General features: G+C 40.1%; 19 protein-coding genes. 10 read left to right on the top strand and 9 right to left on the bottom strand.

Annotated features, from left to right (window positions below; all coding sequences use genetic code 11):
• Positions 1–368: 368 nt before the first annotated feature.
• Positions 369–2,546, bottom strand: a complete 2,178-nt coding sequence (gene katG / locus J7338_RS16330) for a catalase/peroxidase HPI (RefSeq protein WP_210798028.1) — start codon at positions 2,544–2,546, stop codon at positions 369–371.
• 408 nt (positions 2,547–2,954) lie between these two features.
• Here katG and J7338_RS16325 point away from each other — a divergent pair, with 408 nt between their 5' ends.
• The 3 genes from J7338_RS16325 to J7338_RS16315 are packed head-to-tail and all read left to right on the top strand — an operon-like array spanning position 2,955 to position 5,104.
• Positions 2,955–3,593 carry a glutathione S-transferase family protein gene (locus tag J7338_RS16325; protein WP_210798027.1) on the top strand — a complete coding sequence of 213 codons (639 nt, stop codon included), beginning with the start codon at positions 2,955–2,957 and terminating at the stop codon, positions 3,591–3,593.
• 11 nt (positions 3,594–3,604) lie between these two features.
• Entirely contained in the window at positions 3,605–4,246 is a 642-nt protein-coding gene (locus tag J7338_RS16320) for a glutathione S-transferase family protein (protein WP_210798026.1), read from the top strand.
• A 36-nt stretch (positions 4,247–4,282) separates the two neighbouring features.
• Positions 4,283–5,104: an alpha/beta hydrolase gene (locus tag J7338_RS16315; RefSeq protein ID WP_275074585.1), complete on the top strand. Its 822-nt coding sequence runs from the start codon at positions 4,283–4,285 to the stop codon at positions 5,102–5,104.
• Between the two features lie 243 nt (positions 5,105–5,347).
• On the opposite strand, the gene J7338_RS16310 is transcribed toward J7338_RS16315, so the two are convergent.
• The 7 genes from J7338_RS16310 to J7338_RS16280 form a co-directional block, all read right to left on the bottom strand.
• Entirely contained in the window at positions 5,348–5,557 is a 210-nt protein-coding gene (locus J7338_RS16310; RefSeq protein WP_016706518.1) for a cold-shock protein, read from the bottom strand.
• A 185-nt stretch (positions 5,558–5,742) separates the two neighbouring features.
• The gene (locus J7338_RS16305; RefSeq protein ID WP_169018390.1) at positions 5,743–5,952 is read right to left on the bottom strand and encodes a cold-shock protein; all 210 of its coding nucleotides are present in this window, start codon (positions 5,950–5,952) and stop codon (positions 5,743–5,745) included.
• Positions 5,953–6,401: 449 nt separating this feature from the next.
• Entirely contained in the window at positions 6,402–6,851 is a 450-nt protein-coding gene (locus J7338_RS16300; RefSeq protein WP_210798025.1) for a GyrI-like domain-containing protein, read from the bottom strand.
• Between the two features lie 342 nt (positions 6,852–7,193).
• On the bottom strand, positions 7,194–7,928 hold the full coding sequence (locus J7338_RS16295; RefSeq protein ID WP_210798024.1) for a HugZ family pyridoxamine 5'-phosphate oxidase: 735 nt from the start codon (positions 7,926–7,928) through the stop codon (positions 7,194–7,196).
• On the bottom strand, positions 7,925–8,716 hold the full coding sequence (locus tag J7338_RS16290; RefSeq protein WP_228733012.1) for a heme ABC transporter ATP-binding protein: 792 nt from the start codon (positions 8,714–8,716) through the stop codon (positions 7,925–7,927). Before J7338_RS16290 ends, J7338_RS16295 begins: the two co-directional genes overlap by 4 nt.
• Positions 8,716–9,762 (bottom strand): FecCD family ABC transporter permease, encoded by a 1,047-nt coding sequence (locus tag J7338_RS16285; protein WP_210798023.1) that lies wholly within the window; start codon positions 9,760–9,762, stop codon positions 8,716–8,718. Before J7338_RS16285 ends, J7338_RS16290 begins: the two co-directional genes overlap by 1 nt.
• Positions 9,759–10,568, bottom strand: a complete 810-nt coding sequence (locus tag J7338_RS16280; protein ID WP_210798022.1) for a heme/hemin ABC transporter substrate-binding protein — start codon at positions 10,566–10,568, stop codon at positions 9,759–9,761. The genes J7338_RS16285 and J7338_RS16280 overlap by 4 nt, the downstream gene beginning before the upstream one ends.
• Positions 10,569–10,710: 142 nt before the next feature.
• Between J7338_RS16280 and J7338_RS16275 the strand changes: the two genes are divergently transcribed.
• The 6 genes from J7338_RS16275 to J7338_RS16250 all read left to right on the top strand — a co-directional run bounded on the left by J7338_RS16275 (position 10,711) and on the right by J7338_RS16250 (position 17,543).
• Positions 10,711–12,792 (top strand): TonB-dependent hemoglobin/transferrin/lactoferrin family receptor, encoded by a 2,082-nt coding sequence (locus J7338_RS16275; protein ID WP_210798021.1) that lies wholly within the window; start codon positions 10,711–10,713, stop codon positions 12,790–12,792.
• A 214-nt stretch (positions 12,793–13,006) separates the two neighbouring features.
• The gene (locus tag J7338_RS16270; RefSeq protein ID WP_210798020.1) at positions 13,007–13,483 is read left to right on the top strand and encodes a MarR family winged helix-turn-helix transcriptional regulator; all 477 of its coding nucleotides are present in this window, start codon (positions 13,007–13,009) and stop codon (positions 13,481–13,483) included.
• Between the two features lie 3 nt (positions 13,484–13,486).
• Positions 13,487–14,548: an HlyD family secretion protein gene (locus J7338_RS16265; protein WP_210798019.1), complete on the top strand. Its 1,062-nt coding sequence runs from the start codon at positions 13,487–13,489 to the stop codon at positions 14,546–14,548.
• 12 nt (positions 14,549–14,560) lie between these two features.
• On the top strand, positions 14,561–15,604 hold the full coding sequence (locus J7338_RS16260) for a DUF2955 domain-containing protein (RefSeq protein WP_210798018.1): 1,044 nt from the start codon (positions 14,561–14,563) through the stop codon (positions 15,602–15,604).
• Positions 15,605–16,036: 432 nt separating this feature from the next.
• Positions 16,037–16,741 (top strand): hypothetical protein, encoded by a 705-nt coding sequence (locus J7338_RS16255; protein WP_210798017.1) that lies wholly within the window; start codon positions 16,037–16,039, stop codon positions 16,739–16,741.
• Positions 16,742–16,799: 58 nt separating this feature from the next.
• Positions 16,800–17,543 (top strand): zinc-dependent metalloprotease family protein, encoded by a 744-nt coding sequence (locus tag J7338_RS16250; RefSeq protein ID WP_210798016.1) that lies wholly within the window; start codon positions 16,800–16,802, stop codon positions 17,541–17,543.
• A 111-nt stretch (positions 17,544–17,654) separates the two neighbouring features.
• Here the strand turns inward: J7338_RS16250 and J7338_RS16245 are convergent, their stop codons facing one another.
• A complete protein-coding gene (locus J7338_RS16245; RefSeq protein ID WP_210798015.1) occupies positions 17,655–18,866 on the bottom strand; it encodes an alkaline phosphatase family protein in 1,212 nt (403 codons plus the stop codon).
• A 195-nt stretch (positions 18,867–19,061) separates the two neighbouring features.
• On the opposite strand from J7338_RS16245, the gene dgt reads away from it, so the two are divergent.
• Positions 19,062–20,525 carry a dGTPase gene (dgt, locus tag J7338_RS16240; protein WP_210798014.1) on the top strand — a complete coding sequence of 488 codons (1,464 nt, stop codon included), beginning with the start codon at positions 19,062–19,064 and terminating at the stop codon, positions 20,523–20,525.
• The last annotated feature ends 51 nt before the right edge of the window (positions 20,526–20,576 follow it).

Here is a 20,576-nt window from a genome sequence, read left to right as displayed (position 1 = left end):
TATGAATTTATTCTTGGTTGTACATCCATATCAAGAAAGCAAAGCAATATTCTCTTTTTATTCTATTTTAAGATGCTTCTCTATTATTGTAATTTTTCGGGAAAACTATGGCTGTGCTATGTCAGCACTTTAGTATTTGTACACGCATACACGCAAAGTCAGTATTGTTACAAGAACTACGCAGTTTTTTAGTTGAAATAGTGTTGCAAAACTGTGCTGTGGGTGCTGTATCGGTATGACTTGCGCTTTGATATGTGTGTTTTGTAATGGGGGTTTACAGATTAATGGAAAACTTAACGGGTGTGTAATTATTGCTAAAAGCGCGAGAGTATTAACTCTAGCGCTTTTAATTATTAATCTATACTTTTTTAAAGATCAAAGCGATCAGCATTCATTACCTTTACCCATGCTTTTACAAAGTCTTGCACAAAACGTTGTTTGTTATCGTCTTGCGCATAAAACTCAGCAAGGGCTCGTAAAATAGAGTTTGAGCCAAATATTAAATCTACGCGGGTTGCGGTCCATTTAGTATTACCAGAGCTGCGTTCAACAATGTTATACGTGCTTCTACTTGCCGGTTCCCAGCGATAGTTCATATCCGTAAGGTTAACAAAAAAATCATTTGTTAAAGCACCTACATTGTCGGTGAACACACCATGTTGGCTACCTGCATGATTAGTGCCTAGCACACGCATGCCGCCAAGCAGCACGGTCATTTCTGGCGCTGTTAACCCCATAAGTTGTGCTCGCTCTAAAAGTAGCTCCTCGGCTGAAACAGCATAATCTTTTTTCTGCCAGTTTCTAAAGCCATCATGAATTGGTTCTAATACATCAAACGACTCTGCATCGGTCATGTTGTCGCTCGCATCGCCGCGACCTGCTGCAAATGGTACGGTGATATCGACCCCCGTGGCTTTTGCTGCCAGCTCAACGGCTGCTGTACCACCAAGTACAATTAAGTCCGCTAAACTCACCGGTTTGCTTAAACTTGCTTGTACTTTTTCAAGGTTCATCAATACCTTAGCAAGTTTTTCTGGCTCGTTACCTTGCCAATCTTTTTGTGGGTTTAAGCGAATGCGTGCACCATTGGCTCCACCGCGATGATCAGAGCCACGATAAGTACGGGCGCTGTCCCATGCAGTGCTGATCAAGTCACTGGCGCTAATGCCTGCATTTAGAAGTTTGTCTTTAAGCTCGCTAATTTCAGCATCAGATAAGGTGTAATCGACGCTTGGGATGGGATCTTGCCAGATCAGATCTTCGCTTGGTACATCTGCGCCAAGGTAGCGAGATTTAGGGCCTAAGTCACGGTGAGTGAGTTTAAACCAAGCCCGTGCAAACACATCGGTGAAATAGTCAAAATCATTATAAAAACGTTCAATAATTTTGCGATAGCTTGGGTCCATCTTCATTGCCATATCAGCATCGGTCATAATCGGGTTTAAGCGAATTGATGGATCTTCAACATCAACAGGTTTATCTTCCTCTTTAATGTTTACCGGTTCCCATTGGTTTGCACCCGCTGGACTTTTGGTAAGCTGCCACTCGTAATTTAACAGCAGATAGCAATAACCGTTATCCCATTTAGTTGGGTGGGTTGTCCACGCGCCTTCGATGCCTGAAGTCATAGTATCGCGGCCGATACCGCGTGAGTAATGGTTATTCCAGCCAAGGCCTTGTTCGAATATATCTGCCGCTTCTGGCTCTGGGCCAACGTTTTCTTCACTACCATTACCGTGGGTTTTTCCCACTGTGTGGCCGCCCACTGTGAGTGCTGCAGTTTCTTCGTCATCCATTGCCATACGGGCAAAGGTTTCGCGCACTTGCTCTGCGGTTTTTAGCGGATCGGGTTGACCGTTTACTCCTTCAGGGTTTACGTAAATTAAGCCCATTTGCACGGCCGCTAATGGGTTTTCCATGGTGTCTGGTTTTGCTACGTTGTCATAGCGTTCATCACTTGGGGCAAGCCATTCTTTTTCAGCGCCCCAATAAACGTCTTTTTCTGGATGCCAAATATCTTCGCGGCCGCCGGCAAAACCAAAGGTTTTTAAGCCCATCGATTCATACGCCATGTTACCGGCTAAAATAATTAAGTCAGCCCACGATAATTTATTGCCGTATTTTTTCTTGATAGGCCAAAGTAAGCGACGTGCTTTATCAAGGTTGGCGTTATCTGGCCATGAATTTAGCGGAGCAAAACGTTGGTTACCTGTACCACCGCCGCCACGGCCATCGGCTAAACGGTACGAGCCTGCTGAGTGCCACGCCATACGGATCATCAAGCCACCATAATGACCCCAATCGGCAGGCCACCAATCTTGGCTTTGGGTCATTAAGCTTTTTAAATCGGTTTTTACTGCTTTAAGATCTAATTTTTTAAATTCTTCGGCGTAATTAAAGTCATTGCCGTAGGGGCTCGGTTTGCTATCGTGTTGATGAAGAATGTCGAAATTTAAGGCGTTTGGCCACCAATCAGTATTGGAATTAGACGTTTGTGTGTTGCTACCGTGCATAACTGGGCATTTTCCCGCACCTGAATTGCTCATTTTTAGCTCCTTTATCGGAATATAAAACTCGGTCTATAAATCGCTACGTTTAAAAGCTTAGTTCATAACAACTAACTTGCTACGATGGTAATACTCAGATTGATAAACCCTGTCGAAGTTCATCCCTTGCACCAATATAGAATATTAACGATTAAAAACTAGATCTAGATCAATGCTTTAAAGCGATTTCAGCCATCAATTAATCTGATGCTTATTGTTAAAAATAGTATAGGAATGTTAAACAGTATCGCTAAAGCAGGGGTGTTTTATGTATTGAGATAAATTGACCGGGTTGTTAATCATTTCGGTAATCAAGTAAACTGCTAATCGATTGACTCGGCGAACTTTAAGTGCCGAATACTCTATGAAATATCAATTGCTAGATTTAAAAACGAAAGGAAGCATGCTGTGTATAAACTTTATTACTATCCGCTTAACGCCAGTATGGCACCGCATTTTATTCTTGAAGAACTGCAAACTGACTTTGAATTAATTTTAGTTGATAGAAAAACTGATGCGCATAAAGCTGCCGATTATTTAGCGCTGAATCCCGCAGGACGAATTCCTACACTGGTTGATGGCCAGCAAGTAATTTTTGAAAGTGCTGCTATCTGTATTCATCTTGCTGAAACACATCCTGCTAGGATGCTTATTCCGCAAATAGGAGATCACAATCGAGCTACGTGCTTACAATGGATAATGTATTTAACCAATACAGTGCAAGCTGAACTTATGCTCTATTTTTATCCGCAGCGCCATAGTATCGATAGCAGTCACGCCAGTGTAATGGTCGCCGCGCAAGAAATACGACTTACCGACATGTTCGCTTTGTTAGACGCTCAGCTGGAAACGCAAAAATTTTTAGCTGGTGAGCAGCTTAGCATCTGCGATTTTTACTTGTTTATGCTTGCGATATGGGCGGATGAACTAAAACAGCCACCGCTTTCTTTTGAGTACCTCGGCAAGTATTTACGACGCTTAGCTAAGCGAGAGTCGATTATTAACGTGTGTAAAAAAGAAAATCTCAGTTTGTTTGATTATCAATAATAGGAATTACAATGAAAGTTTATGGAAGAGCAACCTCGTTTAACGTACAAAAAGTTTTGTGGTTTCTTGAAGAACTTGGTTTAAGTTATCAACACATTGAAGTTGGCGGTCGATTTGGTGGCCTTGATAGTGATGACTTTTTAGCATTGAACCCGTTGCAAAAAGTGCCGGTACTTGTGGATGGCGATAATGTTATTTGGGAGTCGCACAGTGTACTACGCTATTTGGCGGCAAGTTATGGCACTACAGATTGGTATTATGCATCGCCCTATCAGCGTTCGTTATATGAGCGCTGGATGGATTGGTCACAGGTGATTTTTCAACCTGCATTTATGGCTACATTTTGGGGCTATTACCGTAAAACGCAAAACAACCGTTGTATGGAGCAAATCACTCAGGATATACAAGAGTGCGAGCAATGCTTACAGATAATTGAACAGCAGCTAAGCCATGCCCCCTATCTTGCCGGTGGTAAAATGACCCTGGCTGATATTTGTGTGGGAGCCATTTTACATCGCCTAACATCTCAGGGATTAGCAATAGCATTGCCGGAGCGAGTGACTCAGTGGTTTGAATTACTAAAAACCAGAGCTGGCTATCAAAAATGGATTATGAGTGATTTTACTGAGCTCCAAGGGCGTGAAGACTTTTAATTTTGTTTTAACGCTTTTAACTAAACAAGGATTATAGTGAAATATTTATTATTAGCTGCGATGCTACTTATCACTTTTAGTAGCGCGGCCGAGCAGGCATTTGAAATACCCAGAAGCTCGGTGGTTAAACTTATCGATCAGCAAAGCAAGCTGAGCTATCCAGTATTTATAAAGCTCCCGCGAAGTTACAGTCGAAATAAAGATAAAACATACTCAGTGGTTTACTTACTCGATGGCTCGTATGCGTTTCAGCTAGCCTCAGGGGCTACACGTTTTCCTATGAACAGCGGTAAAATGGATGAAGCAATACTTGTTGCCATTGGTTATTCGCAAGGATCTAAAGGATCGTCAAGCCGTATTAGAGATTACACCCCAAGTAAAGCCAAAGATTGGCAGCTTGAAACCGGTAAATCCGCGCAACATATCGATTTTATAGCTGATGTGGTGTTTGAACATATCAAAGCTAACTACCGAATAAACCCAAAGCAACGTACTTTGGTTGGTAACTCACTGGGGGGCTTATTTGCAGCTTATGTGCTTTTTACTCAGCCTAATATGTTTGAAAGTTACATTATCGGTAGCCCGTCGGTGTGGTTTGATAATGAGAGCATACTATCTCAGCCGATTACTACAGCTAAGCAAAACGTTAGGGTTTACTTATCAGTAGGTAGCAAAGAAACCCCTGAATTTGGTGAAGGGCAAGATATGGTAACTGGAGCTAATAAGTTAGCGAGTAAAATACGTCAAGGGGATGCTAAAAATATACAGTTTGAGTTTTCTATCATTGAAGGAGCAAAGCATGCGACGGCATTTCCAACCACGCTGATCCAAGGTTTAGATTGGCTTTATGCAAAATAGCGCAGATATTAATACCAATCGACTTAAATATTTAGCCTTTCTAGCGTGCTAAATAAAGCGCTAACGGCGTTATAAATTTTCATGTAGAACAACTACATATAAAAATTTATGCCTTGTTATCACTCTATTTATTCGTCGCTATAAATTACCAATAACTTAACACGATTGGTATAAAAAAACCCACTGATAAATTAATATCAGTGGGCTTTTAATACGTTAAAACGTATTAACTAAAACAATCGTTTAGATACAAACGATGTTTTCAGCTTGTGGGCCTTTTTGACCTTGAGTAACAGTAAACTGTACACGTTGGCCTTCAGCTAGAGTTTTGAAGCCGTCACCGCTGATAGCGCTGAAATGAGCGAAAACGTCAGGACCTGACTCTTGCTCGATAAAACCAAAACCTTTTGCTTCGTTGAAAAATTTAACTGTACCAGTTGTAGTTGTAGACATAATAGATATCCTAGAGATTAATAAAAGTGTGCCTAAAATCAGGCGATTTAGCTGAAAAAACAAGTATTTAACTGAGGATAACGCGATGAATTATTACTAATAACAACGTGGTACGTACAAATAAACAGAATTTCTTTCAAACTTATAGTGCATTAACGGGTTATTATTAACCCATTAATTAAAAATTAGATGCAAACGATATTTTCAGCTTGCGGGCCTTTTTGACCTTGAGTAACAGTAAACTGTACACGTTGGCCTTCAGCTAGAGTCTTAAAGCCATCGCTTGAGATTGCGCTGAAATGAGCAAAAACGTCAGGGCCTGACTCTTGTTCAATAAAACCAAAACCTTTAGCTTCGTTAAACCATTTTACTGAACCAGTTGTTGTATTAGACATAATAGTATCCTAAGAATTAATAAAAGTGTGCCTTAATGTAGGCAATTTAACAGGAAGAAAACAAGCATTTAACTGAGGATAGCGCGAAGGATTATTACTAATAACAACGTGGTACTTACAAATAAACAGGGCTTTCTATCAACCCGACGCAGAGCAGGATAACAGTAACTTAAACCATATAACAAGCTTTATTTACTTTTCTTTTTTAAAGCCAGGTTAATTTTGTGAACATATATTGATTAAATAAGAACAGTCGTAGCCATGCTTACCGTCTCTGCATTCGCTTTGTTAAAGTGAGCTTGGTGTGGAGTGTAGACTTATTTTTAGTGGGATTAAATTTAGTTGAATGAGATAATATCTTTAATTGGGGAAGTGCGAAATCCCACACTCCCACACGAAAAAGGAAAGAAGGAACTCCGTGCTCATTTGAATAGCGACAGGCTCCTTATTTATTCAGCAATTGCGATCGCTATTTCGACTTCAGTTAGGGTCTTATAGTATTCATAGTCGCTGATATAAGTACGAGTGTAACGACAATCATCTGAGCTAAAGTATTGCCAAATTTCACCCCATAAATCAATTATAGCGTCGGGCATTTCGCCTTCGCCACTAAAGACTAAATAACTCCCTGCGTGCGTTGTAACTGTTACTGAATCACGAAGGTTAGTTGATTGCTCATCGCTACAGGCAATGACATCAAAATCACCGGTCACATCGCTCTCGTAGTTAGTGTAAACCCCATAGACTTTACTGTCTTTTGTCAGTTTTGAGGTGTATTTTTCGCCAAATTTTTGCCAAAGCTCAGCTATCTTTGCTGTGCCAGCATTCATTTCATTGGCATTGCATGTTCTTACTTTTAAGCCGGTTAAGGTCTTACATGTTAGCTGTTTTACTTCCATTGAGACTATCCTTTAGCATTAATACTCTGTATTAACTTAGCAGAAAAAGCATTAAGTATTTAATAAATACGCTATGTAAGAGCAGGTTATTTTTTATTAGTGATTAAACCTTTGCTGCAATGACTTCATTTTTTTGCAAATAATAACAACCCAGCGTTGTGCATCGAGGTTTACAGCCACAGTTATGAGCTTATTTATAGCGCAGGTGCATACTAAATTAATTGGCCTCAATGTTAAATTGTAACAGCCGCAGCTTAGTTACTGCGGCTTCTGATGCCGAAAATGCACTACTGGGTTAGTAGTGCTAAGCGTTATAACCACACATGTGATTTATTAGTTTTCTTATGCTGACTCTTCTATGCTATTGCGAGCATGTGTGGTTAAGGCAACAAGCGCTTTTCGCACCGCTTGTGGTGTCTCGCACACGTTTTCAAAGCTAATAAAATAATTACGTTGTTGGCTTTGAATATAAAACCCCTGTGGCAGTATGCCACTCATAACCGGTGCATTATCTGATACGCAATAATGCTGAGCTAATATTAGAGCCATTGCATTTTGATGATCTTCATTCATGTGGGTGATCATGCTTTGTTCTTGATCTTCGTCCCAGCTTTTAGCAGCGCTTTGCCACTCATCTTTTTCAAGCCAAAATATTTTCCCAAAGCCGCCAATAAAGCGAACTCGCACAACATCTAATTGCCATAACTTAAAGTCGTGGGCGTTCCGATAACTGTCAGCTTCTGGGTATAACGCTATGTATTTGTTAAGCAGTATTTCGGCCTGAGGGCCCGCAACTTCACAACCATCGCCCACCAGTGTGACTCGGCCATGCTCGTTTTGGTCGCCACGGTCTGCGGCATCAAAAATAGTTAAGCTCATACGAGAATCGTGCTTTAAGTTTTTAGTGTGTTGGGCTATATCGCTAATAAAAAAGTAGATGCGGCCTTGCTCATCACACATATAAGGGGTTACCGAACCAAACGGATAACCTCTTAAGTTGTAAGAAATAGTCGACATAACACCAGCATGGGTTTTAAAAACCAGCTTTTGTGCATCGGTTAATGCTTGCTCTCTCATGAAAACTCCTGACGTTGAGAAAAAACCATGGGTGCATTGTTATATGGATGAGAATTAACATGCAGTTCCATGGCATACATTTGTTGTAAATTAGATTCTGTAAGTACTGTGTTTATTGGCCCACTATCGAGTACTTTTTGATCGTGTAATAAAATAGCGTCGGTTGCGTAAAGGCTGGCCAAATTTAAATCGTGAATGGCTATAATGGCACTGTTGCCCTGCTCTACAAATGCTTTAACACAACTCAATAGAGCATGTTGATGGCGCATATCTAGTGCTGATGTAGGTTCATCAAGCAGCATCAATTTAGGCTTGGTATGAGTAGAAAAAGCATCTAATTGAGCCAAAGTACGCGCCATATGAACGCGCTGTTGCTCACCGCCTGAAAGCTTACTGACACGGCGGGATAAGTACTGGGTTAAGTCCATGAGTGCGGCATACTTGTGGACTTTTTCAGCTTGCATTTTAACAGACTCGGCATAGGGGTAGCGTCCCATTGCAATGAGCTCAAATACACTAAAATCAAAGCCAACAAGATTGCTTTGCATCATTACTGCTCGTTGAGTGGCTAAGTGTGCTTGAGACAATGTACTCAGAGGATAATTGTTAAACCGTACTTCGCCTTTAAAGTCATAATGCCCGGCTAAAGCATGCAGCAGTGTTGATTTTCCTGCGCCATTTTCACCTATCAGCGCGACTAGTTGAGTTTTTGCTATGTGCCCACTTATGTTTTTTAAAACACTGTGATTGCCAAAACCAACACTTAGGTTATTAAAAGTAATCATCATTACCCTCGCTTAGTTTTAATGATCAGATAAATAAACAAAGGTGCGCCAAGTAGCGCGGTAATAATACCAATGGGTAACTCTGCAGGCATAACAACTAAACGTGCTAACCAGTCAGAAAGCAGCAGCACAACAACGCCTAATAACATGCACAGCGGTAACATTTTACGTAAATGTGGGCCAACCATTAAACGGGCAATGTGTGGCACAACTAAGCCAACAAAACCTATCAAGCCAGTAAGTGCTACAACGGCACCAACACCTAATGCCACGAGTATAATTACATACAGTTTAAGCTTGTCTGTGTTGACACCTAAATACTGTGCTTGAGACTCGCCAATCAATAGTAAGTTCATCGGTTCTTTGAGTCGCCACAGACCAAGCATACTCAGTAGCAATAATGGTGTTGCTTGAGTTATGGCATCCCAATTAGCACCACCTAATGAGCCCATCGTCCAGTAGTTAATTAATCTAAGCGCACTATCGTCAGCGAAATAGCTTAATAAGCCAATAACAGCAAAGGATAAAGAATTGATCGCAACTCCCACTAAAATTAGTGTGGTGATATTGACCTGCCTATGCTGCTTAGCAATTAAATACACTAAAGAGGTCACTAACAATGCCCCTAAAAATGCGGCATAAGGTAAATAGTATTGAGCATTAAAATTAAACTTGGCGCTAAATGCTATAAAGGCGACCGCGACCATGGCAGCGCCTGCGCTAATACCAATAATTGATGGATCAGCCAAAGGATTACGACACAAAGCTTGCGTTGCAGCGCCAGTTTGGGCAAGCACTAAGCCAACCAATACAGCTAGTACAAATCGAGGTAGACGTATTTGCGTGACCACATTGATTTGCAGCGCATCAAATTGATTAAAATACTCTGGGGCAATCCATGCGATGGCTAAACGCCAATCCCAGCCTGCGGGGCCATATCCGATGCTCAGTAGTGCTAGAGCAAAAATACACACAGTAATTAGCAGCATCCACTTTTGGTTTGCAGTTATAGAAACAGGCTTAAAACGGCTCAAAGTTAATGTGTTCATAAGGTCGCTTTATAGTCGCTTAATTCTTTAATACCCGTGGCTATGCGCGGCGACATTCCCAGTGATAGCAGGCTATCCATCACCAATAATCGGCACTGCTTTGCAGCTGTTAATAAGCGCAGTGTTGGTTGATTACAAAAAGCCTCTTTACCGCCAAGGCTATAAACAACATGGGCTGGTGCGATTAAAAAATCGGGCTGTTTTACGGCAAGTACTTCGTTATTTATTACTTTAAAACCTTTGTGCGTAGCGCCTAAATTAGTGACTCCAGCATAATCAAGTAATAAGTCAGCAACCGTGTCAGTGCCCGCAGCAACAAGCCCGCGCTCATTAGCTGAGAGTAAAAATAAAGCGCTGTGTGTTTCGTTGCTCGCTTTTGGAGGCAATGAATTTTTTATTTGGGCTACGAGCACTTGGGCTTTGTAGTTTGCATTTAAGTCTTTACCAAGGCGTTTAACAAGATTTAGTAAGTCATTAATTGAGTTGGGTTTTTTATAGTGGATAAGCTCTACACCAGTGGCTTCTATTTGTGCAAGCGCTTGTGCTCGTCCTGCTCCTTCAAGTGCTAAGAGTTTAGTTGGGCGCACCGAAAGTACACCTTCTGCGGCTAAATCACGGTAATAACCAATTTGGTCGAGCTGTGTCGCTTGTTTTGGATATAGGCTCGATTGATCCACCGCGACAAGGGTATTTTGCTTATCTAAGGCAAAAATAATTTCAGTTAATGTACCGCCAGCACTCACTATACGCTCCTGCGCGCTTAGGGGGTGAGCAGTCAATAAAATCAATATAAAAAGGTATCTCATAAAAAACTCCAATTATTATTTTCGATTATTATACTCAACTAAATGCAAATGAAAATGATTATCATAAATAATTGATCTTGTTTTTAGTTAGTTGTAACATCCCTTTCCTACTAAATAACAACAATTATCATTTGGAGTTAATGTGAATTTTCCTTCTTTTCAACTTACTGCTTTAGCAACGTTACTACTTGGTTCGGGCTCTGCCATTGCCGAGGAGACAATTGGTGAGCATATTGTTGTCAGCGGTTCTCGGTTTGAACAAAAACTTGAAGACGTAACAGGCTCTGTAACTGTGATTACAGAGCAAGACATAGAACGTAAATTGGCTGTTGATTTACAAACAATGTTTCGTTATGACCCCAGTATATCAAGCACGGGCAGTGGCTCTGCTGCTCAAACGCTTTCAATTAGAGGAGTCGGTGGTAACCGCGTGGTGTTTATTAAAGATGGCCGTCGAACTAACGATGGTTATGCTGGCGGAGACGGCTATTTGGTTGGTCGTAGCTACTTTGATGTCGCTGGAATAAAGCAAGTTGAAGTCGCCAAGGGAGCCGCGTCTTCATTGTATGGCTCAGATGCACTGGGTGGTATTGTGGTGATCACCACTAAAGATCCGAGCGATTATTTATTAAACGAAAATAGTTTTGCTCAAGTGGCGCTTGGATATCAAGGTCAGAGTAATCAAATGTCGGTAGATATTACTGCGGCTAAAAATTTGGGAGATTTAGGTGTTAGTGCCGTTTATAGCCACCGAGATAGCGAAGAAGTACAAAACTTTACTGAAAACCTACCTGGTTATGATGCTAAATCAGATTCGTTATTGGTTAAACTAGAGCAGCAACTTGATGAAAAGCGCACGTTAAAATACACCTTAGATTATTTTAATCAAACTACTGAACAAGTAATCACCAAAGCGAGCCAAGAAACTAAAGACGAAAATACTAATTGGTCGCTAGCACTGGATTACCACTCAAAAGCGGCCACAGCAGCGTTTGATCAATGGCATTGGCAAGTATCGTTTAGTCGTTATGAGCAGCAAAGTGATCAAATTAGTGCTACAGCAGCGCATACCGATTACAACGACTATGGCTTTGAACAAGATATTTTAGGGTTAAGGGCTGTATTTAATAAAAAAATAGCCTTACAAGATGCGACCCACAATTTTGTTTATGGTGCAGACGTAGATATATACGATACAACACGTCCACGTTATAAAACACGCTTATTGGCTGATGGAACAGTCGATTTTACAGATCAAAAACAAAAAGCTTTTCCTGGCGCTGATACCTCTTTAGTGGGCGTTTTTATGCAAGACAATATTAAATTTGCAAATAGCGCGTGGTCTTTGATTGCAGGTGTACGCTTTGATTATTATTCATTAGCAGCTAAACATGATGATCTTTATAGCGATGCTGAGCTTGATGACATTACCGAATCTGCGTTTTCACCAAAACTTGGGATGATTTATCAAGTTAATGATAATTTATCTTGGTATGGGCAATATGTACGTGGTTTTAAAATTCCCCCGCATGATCAAGCGTATCAAAGCCATGGTGTTGAACCATTTTATCAAATATTACCAAACGCAGATTTAGCACCCGAAAGCAGCGACTCATATGAGCTTGGCATGCGCTTTTCTGGTAATGATATCAACGTTACTTTAAGCGCATTTTACGCCGCTTATGATGACTTTATTGATGTTGCAATTGCAGGTGTTGAGCCAACGTTCATACCGAATGTAAACAAAACTTTTTACCAATACCAAAATATTAGTGAAACACAGATCAGCGGTGTTGAAGCGAGCGTGTTGATGCATGTAAGCGATAATGTTTTACTCGAAGCAAATGTTGCATATGTTGAAGGCGAAAACAAAGAAACAAACGAGCCGTTAACTAGTATCAGTCCATTAAACGGTTCAATACAGTTAACAACAGCACTTGGCGATATTGATTGGACCGCAGCATGGCGCTTTGCTAAATCACAGTCTGATGTAGTGCGAGATGCAAGTGGTGATAAAACAACGCAAGGATATGGTTACGGTATTGTGGATTTATACGCAAGTTATGAATGGCAAACATGGCAGCTAAATATTGGTGTAATTAACCTGCTAGATAAAAAATATGTACCCTTTGAACTGATTGCAGGGCAATCTCAGGGGGCTGATTTTAGCCAATATACCCAGCCCGGACGTAACTTTTCTGCCCGCGTAAGTGCAGCGTTTTAATTTTATTACTTATTACTTATTACTTATTATTTATTACTTATTATTCATTGCGCCCTGCCTAGATAATATTAAATAAGTCGTGGCTTTAAAGTCAATAAAGACTGTAAAGGGGGTTAACAGTTACTAAAATATCAGCTTAGAAGTCGTAGTGATATTTACTTAGCATGCTAAGTAATGTTAAACTAGTTAGCATGCTAACTAAATAGGTACTATTATGACTTCATCACTTCCTTTTCATGAAACGTTAGATTTAAGTTTATGCGGTAGTATGGGGCGCGTTTTTCGACTGTGTCGCGATGCCGTTACTCTTGCTGTTGAGCCTTTAGGGTTAACACAATCACGTTGGACTGCGATGATCCACATCCATCATTTAAAACAAGGTGTCACACAACAGGAATTGGCTAGCAGTTTGGGAATTGAAATGCCTTCACTAACGCGAACAGTTAAGCAGTTAGAGCAACAAGCGATTATTGTCCGTCGCGTTGACATCGATGATAAACGTAGTCGTAAAATCTATTTTACGGAGCAAGGACTTCTATTATTAGATGCGCTTAGAGACATTATGGCTGAGGTTAAAACACAACTTTATGCAGAACTTACAACGCAGCAGCTTGATACTATGGCCCATGGTTTAGTGCAAATGGAAGCCAATGCTCGACGTTGTATTAGCTATTTTTCTGGAGATAAATAATTCATGACACCTGATCAAAAATTTGCCCGCTATGTAAAAATATCATTAGTTGGGTTTATTTTACTGTTCGCTTACTTTGTCGTTGCTGATATGTTTTTACCGGTTACTCCGCAAGCGCGTGTATATCATCCTGTAGTGCAAGTAACGCCACAAGTGAGTGGCCATGTAAACCAAGTATTGGTGAATAATAATCAAGCTATTAAAACGGGTGAAGCGCTATTTCTAATAGAAGCGGCCCCTTTTAAATTAGCACTAGAACAAGCACAACTAGCTTATGCAGATGCGCAGTTGCAAAATCAGCGCTTAGATAGCAGTGTTAAAGCGATACAGGCCCAGCTAGCGGCTGGTAATGCCAAGCTGCATGAGCAACAGTTGTTATTTGATCGCAGTGAATCATTATTGCAAAAACGCTCTATTTCGGAGCAAGAGTACGAAAAAATTAGCGCTAATTACCAATCAAGCAAAGCGAATGTGACAGCTATTGAAGCACAGTTAACCGAGGCAAAACTGGCGCGAGGACAATTAGGCGAAGACAACCTAGCATTACGCCACGCCCAAAACCAACTGGCACAAGCGAGGCTAAACTTGTCTTACAGCACCGTTACAGCTGATGCTGATGGTAAAGTCGCAAACTTGCAAGTAAGCACAGGGACATTTGCTAATAAAGGTCAACCGATGTTAGCGATTGTGGCTAATAAAGCTGATTTAGTGGCTGATTTTCGTGAAAAGTCGTTAATTAATATCAAAGTGGGTAGCAAAGCAAAAGTAACATTTGATGCTTTGCCTGGCCAAATATTTGTAGCTACAGTGAGCTCGTTTGAAGCTGGCGTAAGTAAAGGGCAGCTCAATGCTAATGGCTTATTGAGCAGTACTGAAAGTAGTAATCGCTGGGTTCGTGATGCGCAGCGCCAACGTGTTCACATTGATTTAGAACAAGCACAGCTATTAAGTAAATTACCTAGTGGCGCGCGTGCAACAGTGCAGCTGTTGCCTGAGTCAACAATCGGGCAATGGTTTGCTGCCATGCAAATTCGCTTTATCAGTTTACTGCATTACATTTACTAATAAGGCTTTATTATGTCAGCATCAGTCCCTGTTAAATTAGATCAAAATGGCCTTCGGCAAGCGTTGCGTATTGCTGGCGGCAGCGCACTGGGGTTTAGTTTATGTAAATTAATGAATTGGCCAAATGGTATTTTCTTCACCGTTTATCCTATGTTGTTATTAGGATTAGTGCCGATTTTAAATGCACATATCATTCGTCAGTTTTTTGCCAGCGCAGCATTTAGTGGGTTGTTTGTATTAATAATACAGGGGTTATTTTCTCATTTACCTGTGGCGATGACCTTGCTGTGCTTTTTAGCGTTTGCATTTTTGTTTTATCAAATGAGCTGCGGTGCTAACTTTTTGTTTGGTGCTTTAAGTGTCGTTAGTTTATCTATTCAACTGCACTTTTCAAGTTATGTAGGTAATGGCATAAGTATTTATCCGTTGATCATCAGTAATGGTTTAGCGGTTGTTGTGACAGTGTTAGCGGCGGTATTAATGCACTTTGTATTTCCTGATGTTGCACCACGCCAAGGTCGGGTGATGCCAACAAAAGCTAGAGAGAGTATTCGTCATGAGGTACTGTTATGCGCTACGGTAGCTACACTGTCGTTTGTGATTTTTCAGCTGTTTGATTTACAAGATTCAATTTCAGCACAAGCAGCATCAATCTTAATTTTGTTTCCATTGTGCTGGAAAGCCGCTGGTATGGCCGGCTGGCAACGAGCAGTTGGCACATTAATTGGCTGTAATTTGGCGTTAGTATCGCAGTTGCTTTTGTATAATCACACCGACATTTTGATTTTTCCGGCGCTGACCTTGTGGATTTCGACCTTTATATTTAGCCGTTATCATATTTTAGGTGGTGGTATACCTGGTGTTGGATTTGGGGTTATTACCACGTTTGGCATTTTATTTGGTCAGTCTCTCGGACCTGGGCAAGACTTGATTTACAGTGCGCTTTATCGGTTTTCGTCTGTATCGGTTGCGATAATCGTGAGTTTATGTGCGGTGTATATTATGCATCATATTCTTAATCGGTTTGGTGTGACGCGTCATCATACTTTCGACTAATATAATAACCGTCTTAGTCAGTTCCTTATGCACTAGGGCGGTTATTACTTTGTTATACTAAGTATGTTTAAATAATGATCACTTTGGGCATGGGGTTATTGCGAGTGTTATTTTCGCAGGATCAACCGTAAAGTCAGCGTGCCTATCAATATCCTCAAAATGGCGAATAATTGCAGGTGTTTTTTTATTGCAATAAAGTTTGCAACTTAACAGTGTTAATTGATAATTAAATGTTAACTTAAAGTGTTGTGTTTTTAGGGGGGAAGTTATTTTTGAATAGCTTTTATATGCTGAAATCATTAACTACAAGATTAGTATGGTAAATATTTGAAGTGCCGTTTTTATTTTCGGTAACAAATTTGTGCTTGCGATTTTATTTACTTTGATGTAATAATAACAATATATTAACTTTTAATTCTAAAAGAGAGACAAATGAAAAGGGCTATTGCATTTATTATTGTTGTTCCGATCAGCGCTTTTTTACTATATGAGTTTGTTATCTACAAAGAAAGCAATCTAACCCATTCGATTTCTACAAGTGACGCTCAATTATCAGGTATAGCGCCTAAGAAACTAGCCGCTAAAGTATCAGCTGATATGTCGTTGCCGAGAGTGTCAGCTACGCAACAAGCCGAAGTAGATCAAACATATGATGAATTTGATGCTGTTAATCGCCTCTCAGATAAAGCAGAGCAAGTTCTCAGTGCCTCAGGGTTTTTGCCTACAGATTTACATAATGAGGCTTATATAGAGTTTGATTTAGTTACGCTGAAAAAATTAAAACAAGGTGATAATTTTGATCTAGCTATTCCGCAAACCGCTGAAACTTTTAGCGCTGAGGTGACCAATATTATTGCAGCAAGCAATGGTGATAAAAGTATTTTTGGCCGAGTGCTTGGTGCTGATGGGCGATTTCATACCACAGTAATGACTATTGGCGAAGACGCTATATATGGTCAATTAACTGCACCAAGTGGTAATTATGTATTTGAAAGTAAAGGGCAATATGGTTGGCTTGCAGCAAAGCGAGATCTTTACAAAAATCATATAGAAGATCAAATAACTAAACAACCAACTCCTCAACCAAGTAATGATGAAGATCCATTTGCACCAAAACCTGCGAATAATAATTTATAAAAATTTAGCAAAAAAAAAATTTTTATAAGGCAATAAACACAAGCAAAAAGGAACTAATATGAATAAACGACTAACTACCTTAGCTGCATTTTGTGCATTAGCTATGACAGCAACTAGCCAAGCCGCGACAATCGACATTGCGATTTTATATACAGATCAAGCGGCGGCTGCCACTGCAAACATTAATACTAAAATTAACCAGTATATTGCCTTTAGTAATCAGGTTTATAGTCAAAATGGTATTGATATTGCGCTGCGTTTAGTAGGTAGCGAAAACTTAGGTAATCATGCGATTACACCTTCAAGTAGCTGGTTAAACTCAGTCACTAACAGTAGTTATATTCAAGGCTTACGTAATAGCTGGGGGGCTGATATGGTCGCGGTACTTGGCACTGGTCAAAGTGCGGGCAGTAACTTAATTTCGTGTGGTATTGCATGGGTTGGTAATGGCAGTAATGGTAATTTATACAGCTCGTCAAACAACAGTATGTACAGTATTACAGCGGTAGATTGTGGAGCAACAACCTTTGTACATGAATTAGGCCACAATCAAGGCTTAGCACACTCTCGTAAGCAAGGTGATACATCAGGTGGTGTTTATGTTGATGGTATGGGCCATGGCGTACAAAATCAGTTTGCCAGTATTATGGCGTACCCTCATGTATTTGGTAGTGCCACGCAATACGATTACTTTTCTAACCCGAACTGGAGTGTTAATGGTATTCCTTACGGTGTAACAGGTGAGTCGTTTGCATGGCGTACAGTAAATGCCACTAAAGACAGTATTGCTAACTTTAAATAGCGTTTATTTTTAGTGAACATTTTTTCCCTTTTGAGCGCATTTGCGCTCTTTTTATTATTTAATTAAACCAAACCTAATTATGATAGATTTATTACCCAAAGATCAGCTTAGTTAGTTTAAAGCTGGCCAAAGTGTTGCACCATCGCCATCGATTGCATTGAGCACTTTAATTCCCAATACTTTGGCAATAAGTGGATATATATCTAAATTATTTACTTCATCGATTACCAATGAGTTTTTAAATGCCGGGCCATTGGCAATAAAGGTTGCCGCCATATCTTCGCTATACGCATAGCCATGGGTACCTAAATAGCTTACTTTATCGGTATCAGCAAAGCTTCTTGGTGCTGTGGTTTGTAAAATAATATCACCAGTTCGGCCATTGTTAGCATAGTGATAAAGCTTACGTTGTTCATCACTTAGCACGGTATAGCGCCCTTTTGCTGCTTTCGTTAAGTGTTGTTTATATGCTGTGATCTCAGCTTTTGTCGTGCCTTTATTAGCATAGAGCAATACTCTCGGTCCGGTATTTTTAACCATAAACTTGTCGTCTTTCGGTAAGCTGCTGATAGCAATACTTTGGTTTGGCTCAACGGTACTCATACCATGGTCGGAGACAATCACTAAGTTAACATTTTGCTCTAGTTCATTAAGGCGTTGCTGTAATTGTCCCATTAATGCATCTACTTCTTTTACCGCTTGCTTGGTTTGCTCCGCATCAGGCCCATATTCATGGCCCATACTATCTACCAGTGAAAAATAACTAACAACTAATTGCGGACGCTGTGCTGCTGGCAATGTTAGCCATTGAATAATTTGATCAATACGATTTTGATAATCACTGTGTTTTGAATAATGGTAAAAGTAATCCGGCAGCATGCCATTAAATCGCGCATCTGATTCGGGCCAAAAATAAGCGGCTGATTTTAATCCCTGCATCGACGCTAAATTCCACAGTGGAATGCCGTTGAACCATGTGCTGTCGTCTTTCCCTTTTCCCATGCTATAGCATTCATTTCTTTGTGTATCGCAAAAGCGGTTATCTACAACGCCATGATTAATTGGCAATAAACCAGTAATAATAGATATATGATTAGGAAACGTTTTAGTCGGATATACTGGGCGCATTTTAGTAGCGCGAACTCCCGATTTTGCTATTGAGGCTAAATTTTTAGCTCCGTGTTTTTCGATGTAGTCCCAGCGGAATCCATCAAGAGAAACAAGTACTACGGTATTACTTACAGAGTTTTTATCGTCTTTAGCGTGACTAAAAGAGTTATAAGTGAGTAATGCTAATAACAGAAAACTTAAAATAGGCTTCATTATATTACTACCTTTGTTGGGCATTATTGGTAATCAGAAAATAAGTTACGTTGTACTTGTGTTCAATATGCAGTGTAGCGCTATTGTATGATCGTGATAATTGTTAGTAGATAAATTTATGCGCGAACAGCAGTCATGGATATTAATTTTGTAAACAAGCTGTTAGATTAAAAGTAGACAATAAAAGGAGCGTCTATGATCGATTTCAGCAAAAAAATAACGTCAGCGCGTGAGCTGCGCTCAACCCCTAATTTACAGATGGCGTTAGAAAGCGATCGTGGCCGTATCATCAATAGTGCTGCAATTCGCCGCTTACAACAAAAAACGCAAGTGTTTCCGTTGGAGCGCAATGCTGCGGTACGCTCGCGGTTAACTCACTCCCTCGAAGTACAACAAGTTGGGCGTTTTATAGTGCAACGCATCTTTGCGAATTTAACGGCCAAACAACAAGCTGAATATGGCCTAACAGGGCTTGAGAGGCCGCTAGAAAGTCTGGTTGAAATGGCCTGCTTGATGCACGATATAGGTAATCCACCGTTTGGTCATTTTGGTGAAGCAGCGATTAACCATTGGTTTAACGCAAATTTAGCAACGCTTACCCCACAGCGCTGCGCCGATCCACACACGGGAATTGGCTTAATATTTAAACATTTAGCACAAGATATTTGTAATTTTGAAGGTAATGCGCAAGGTATTCGTATTGTACACTCGTTGTTATCACTTAATTTAACCTATAGTCAAACGGCTGGTATTTTAAAATACACGCGTCCGGCAAATATGGCCAAAGAAGATATACCACGAACTAAAAATTATTTGATGAAAAAAGTAGGCTTTTACTACAGTGAAAAAAACTTTGTTGAAAGATTGCAAAAAGAGCTATTCATAGAGCCACAATGCCGACACCCCGCCAGTTATATAATGGAAGCGGCTGATGATATTTCATATTGCTTAGCTGATATTGAAGATGCCGTGGAAAAGGGCATCATTACTGTTGAATTATTATGCGATAAACTCAAACAGCACTATCAAAAAATGTTAACTAATCTTACTATTGATGGTGCAGAACATCAGCAGGTGGTTGAAAAAGCAGTAAACTATGCCTTTGATAAGGCCACTCAGCAGCCTTATAACTTTAATAGCGAATTCTTTATTTATTTACGGGTAACTCTACTTCATCCGCTGGTTAATTATGCCGCCAAACGTTTTATAGATAATATTGCAGCGGTTTATCATGGTGATTTTAATCAAGCTTTGTTAGAAGATCGCAGTCATTTACACGCTATAACCAGCACTTTGAAACAAGTGGCATTTGAGTATGTGTTTTCACATAAGGAAGTCGGTAAACTTGAATTGCAGGGCTATCGTATTATTAATGGATTACTTGATTGTTATAAGCCATTACTGCTGCTAAGTCATGATGACTTTAAACGGGTGATCAAAGGGGATAGTCGCTTTTTAATTGAAACACGGTTGCTTAAAAAGCTTTCGAAAAAGCATTTAAACAGCTATTTACAAGCTATTGAAACAATGCAAGCAGAGCCCGATCATGTACTCGCTTATGAGTTTTATTATCGCTGTCGATTTATTCAAGATTTTATCAGCGGCATGACAGATCAATTTGCTTACGATGAATACCGTACCTTGATGGTAATAGAGTGACTTATTAAACGAAGCTAGATAAATTGCTGTAGTACTATTAAACTTAAATTA

The organism is Pseudoalteromonas ostreae, assembly GCF_018069805.1.
Taxonomy (GTDB): domain Bacteria; phylum Pseudomonadota; class Gammaproteobacteria; order Enterobacterales; family Alteromonadaceae; genus Pseudoalteromonas; species Pseudoalteromonas ostreae.
Note: the sequence above shows the minus strand (reverse complement) of the source record. Positions and strands in the feature narration are given on the sequence as shown.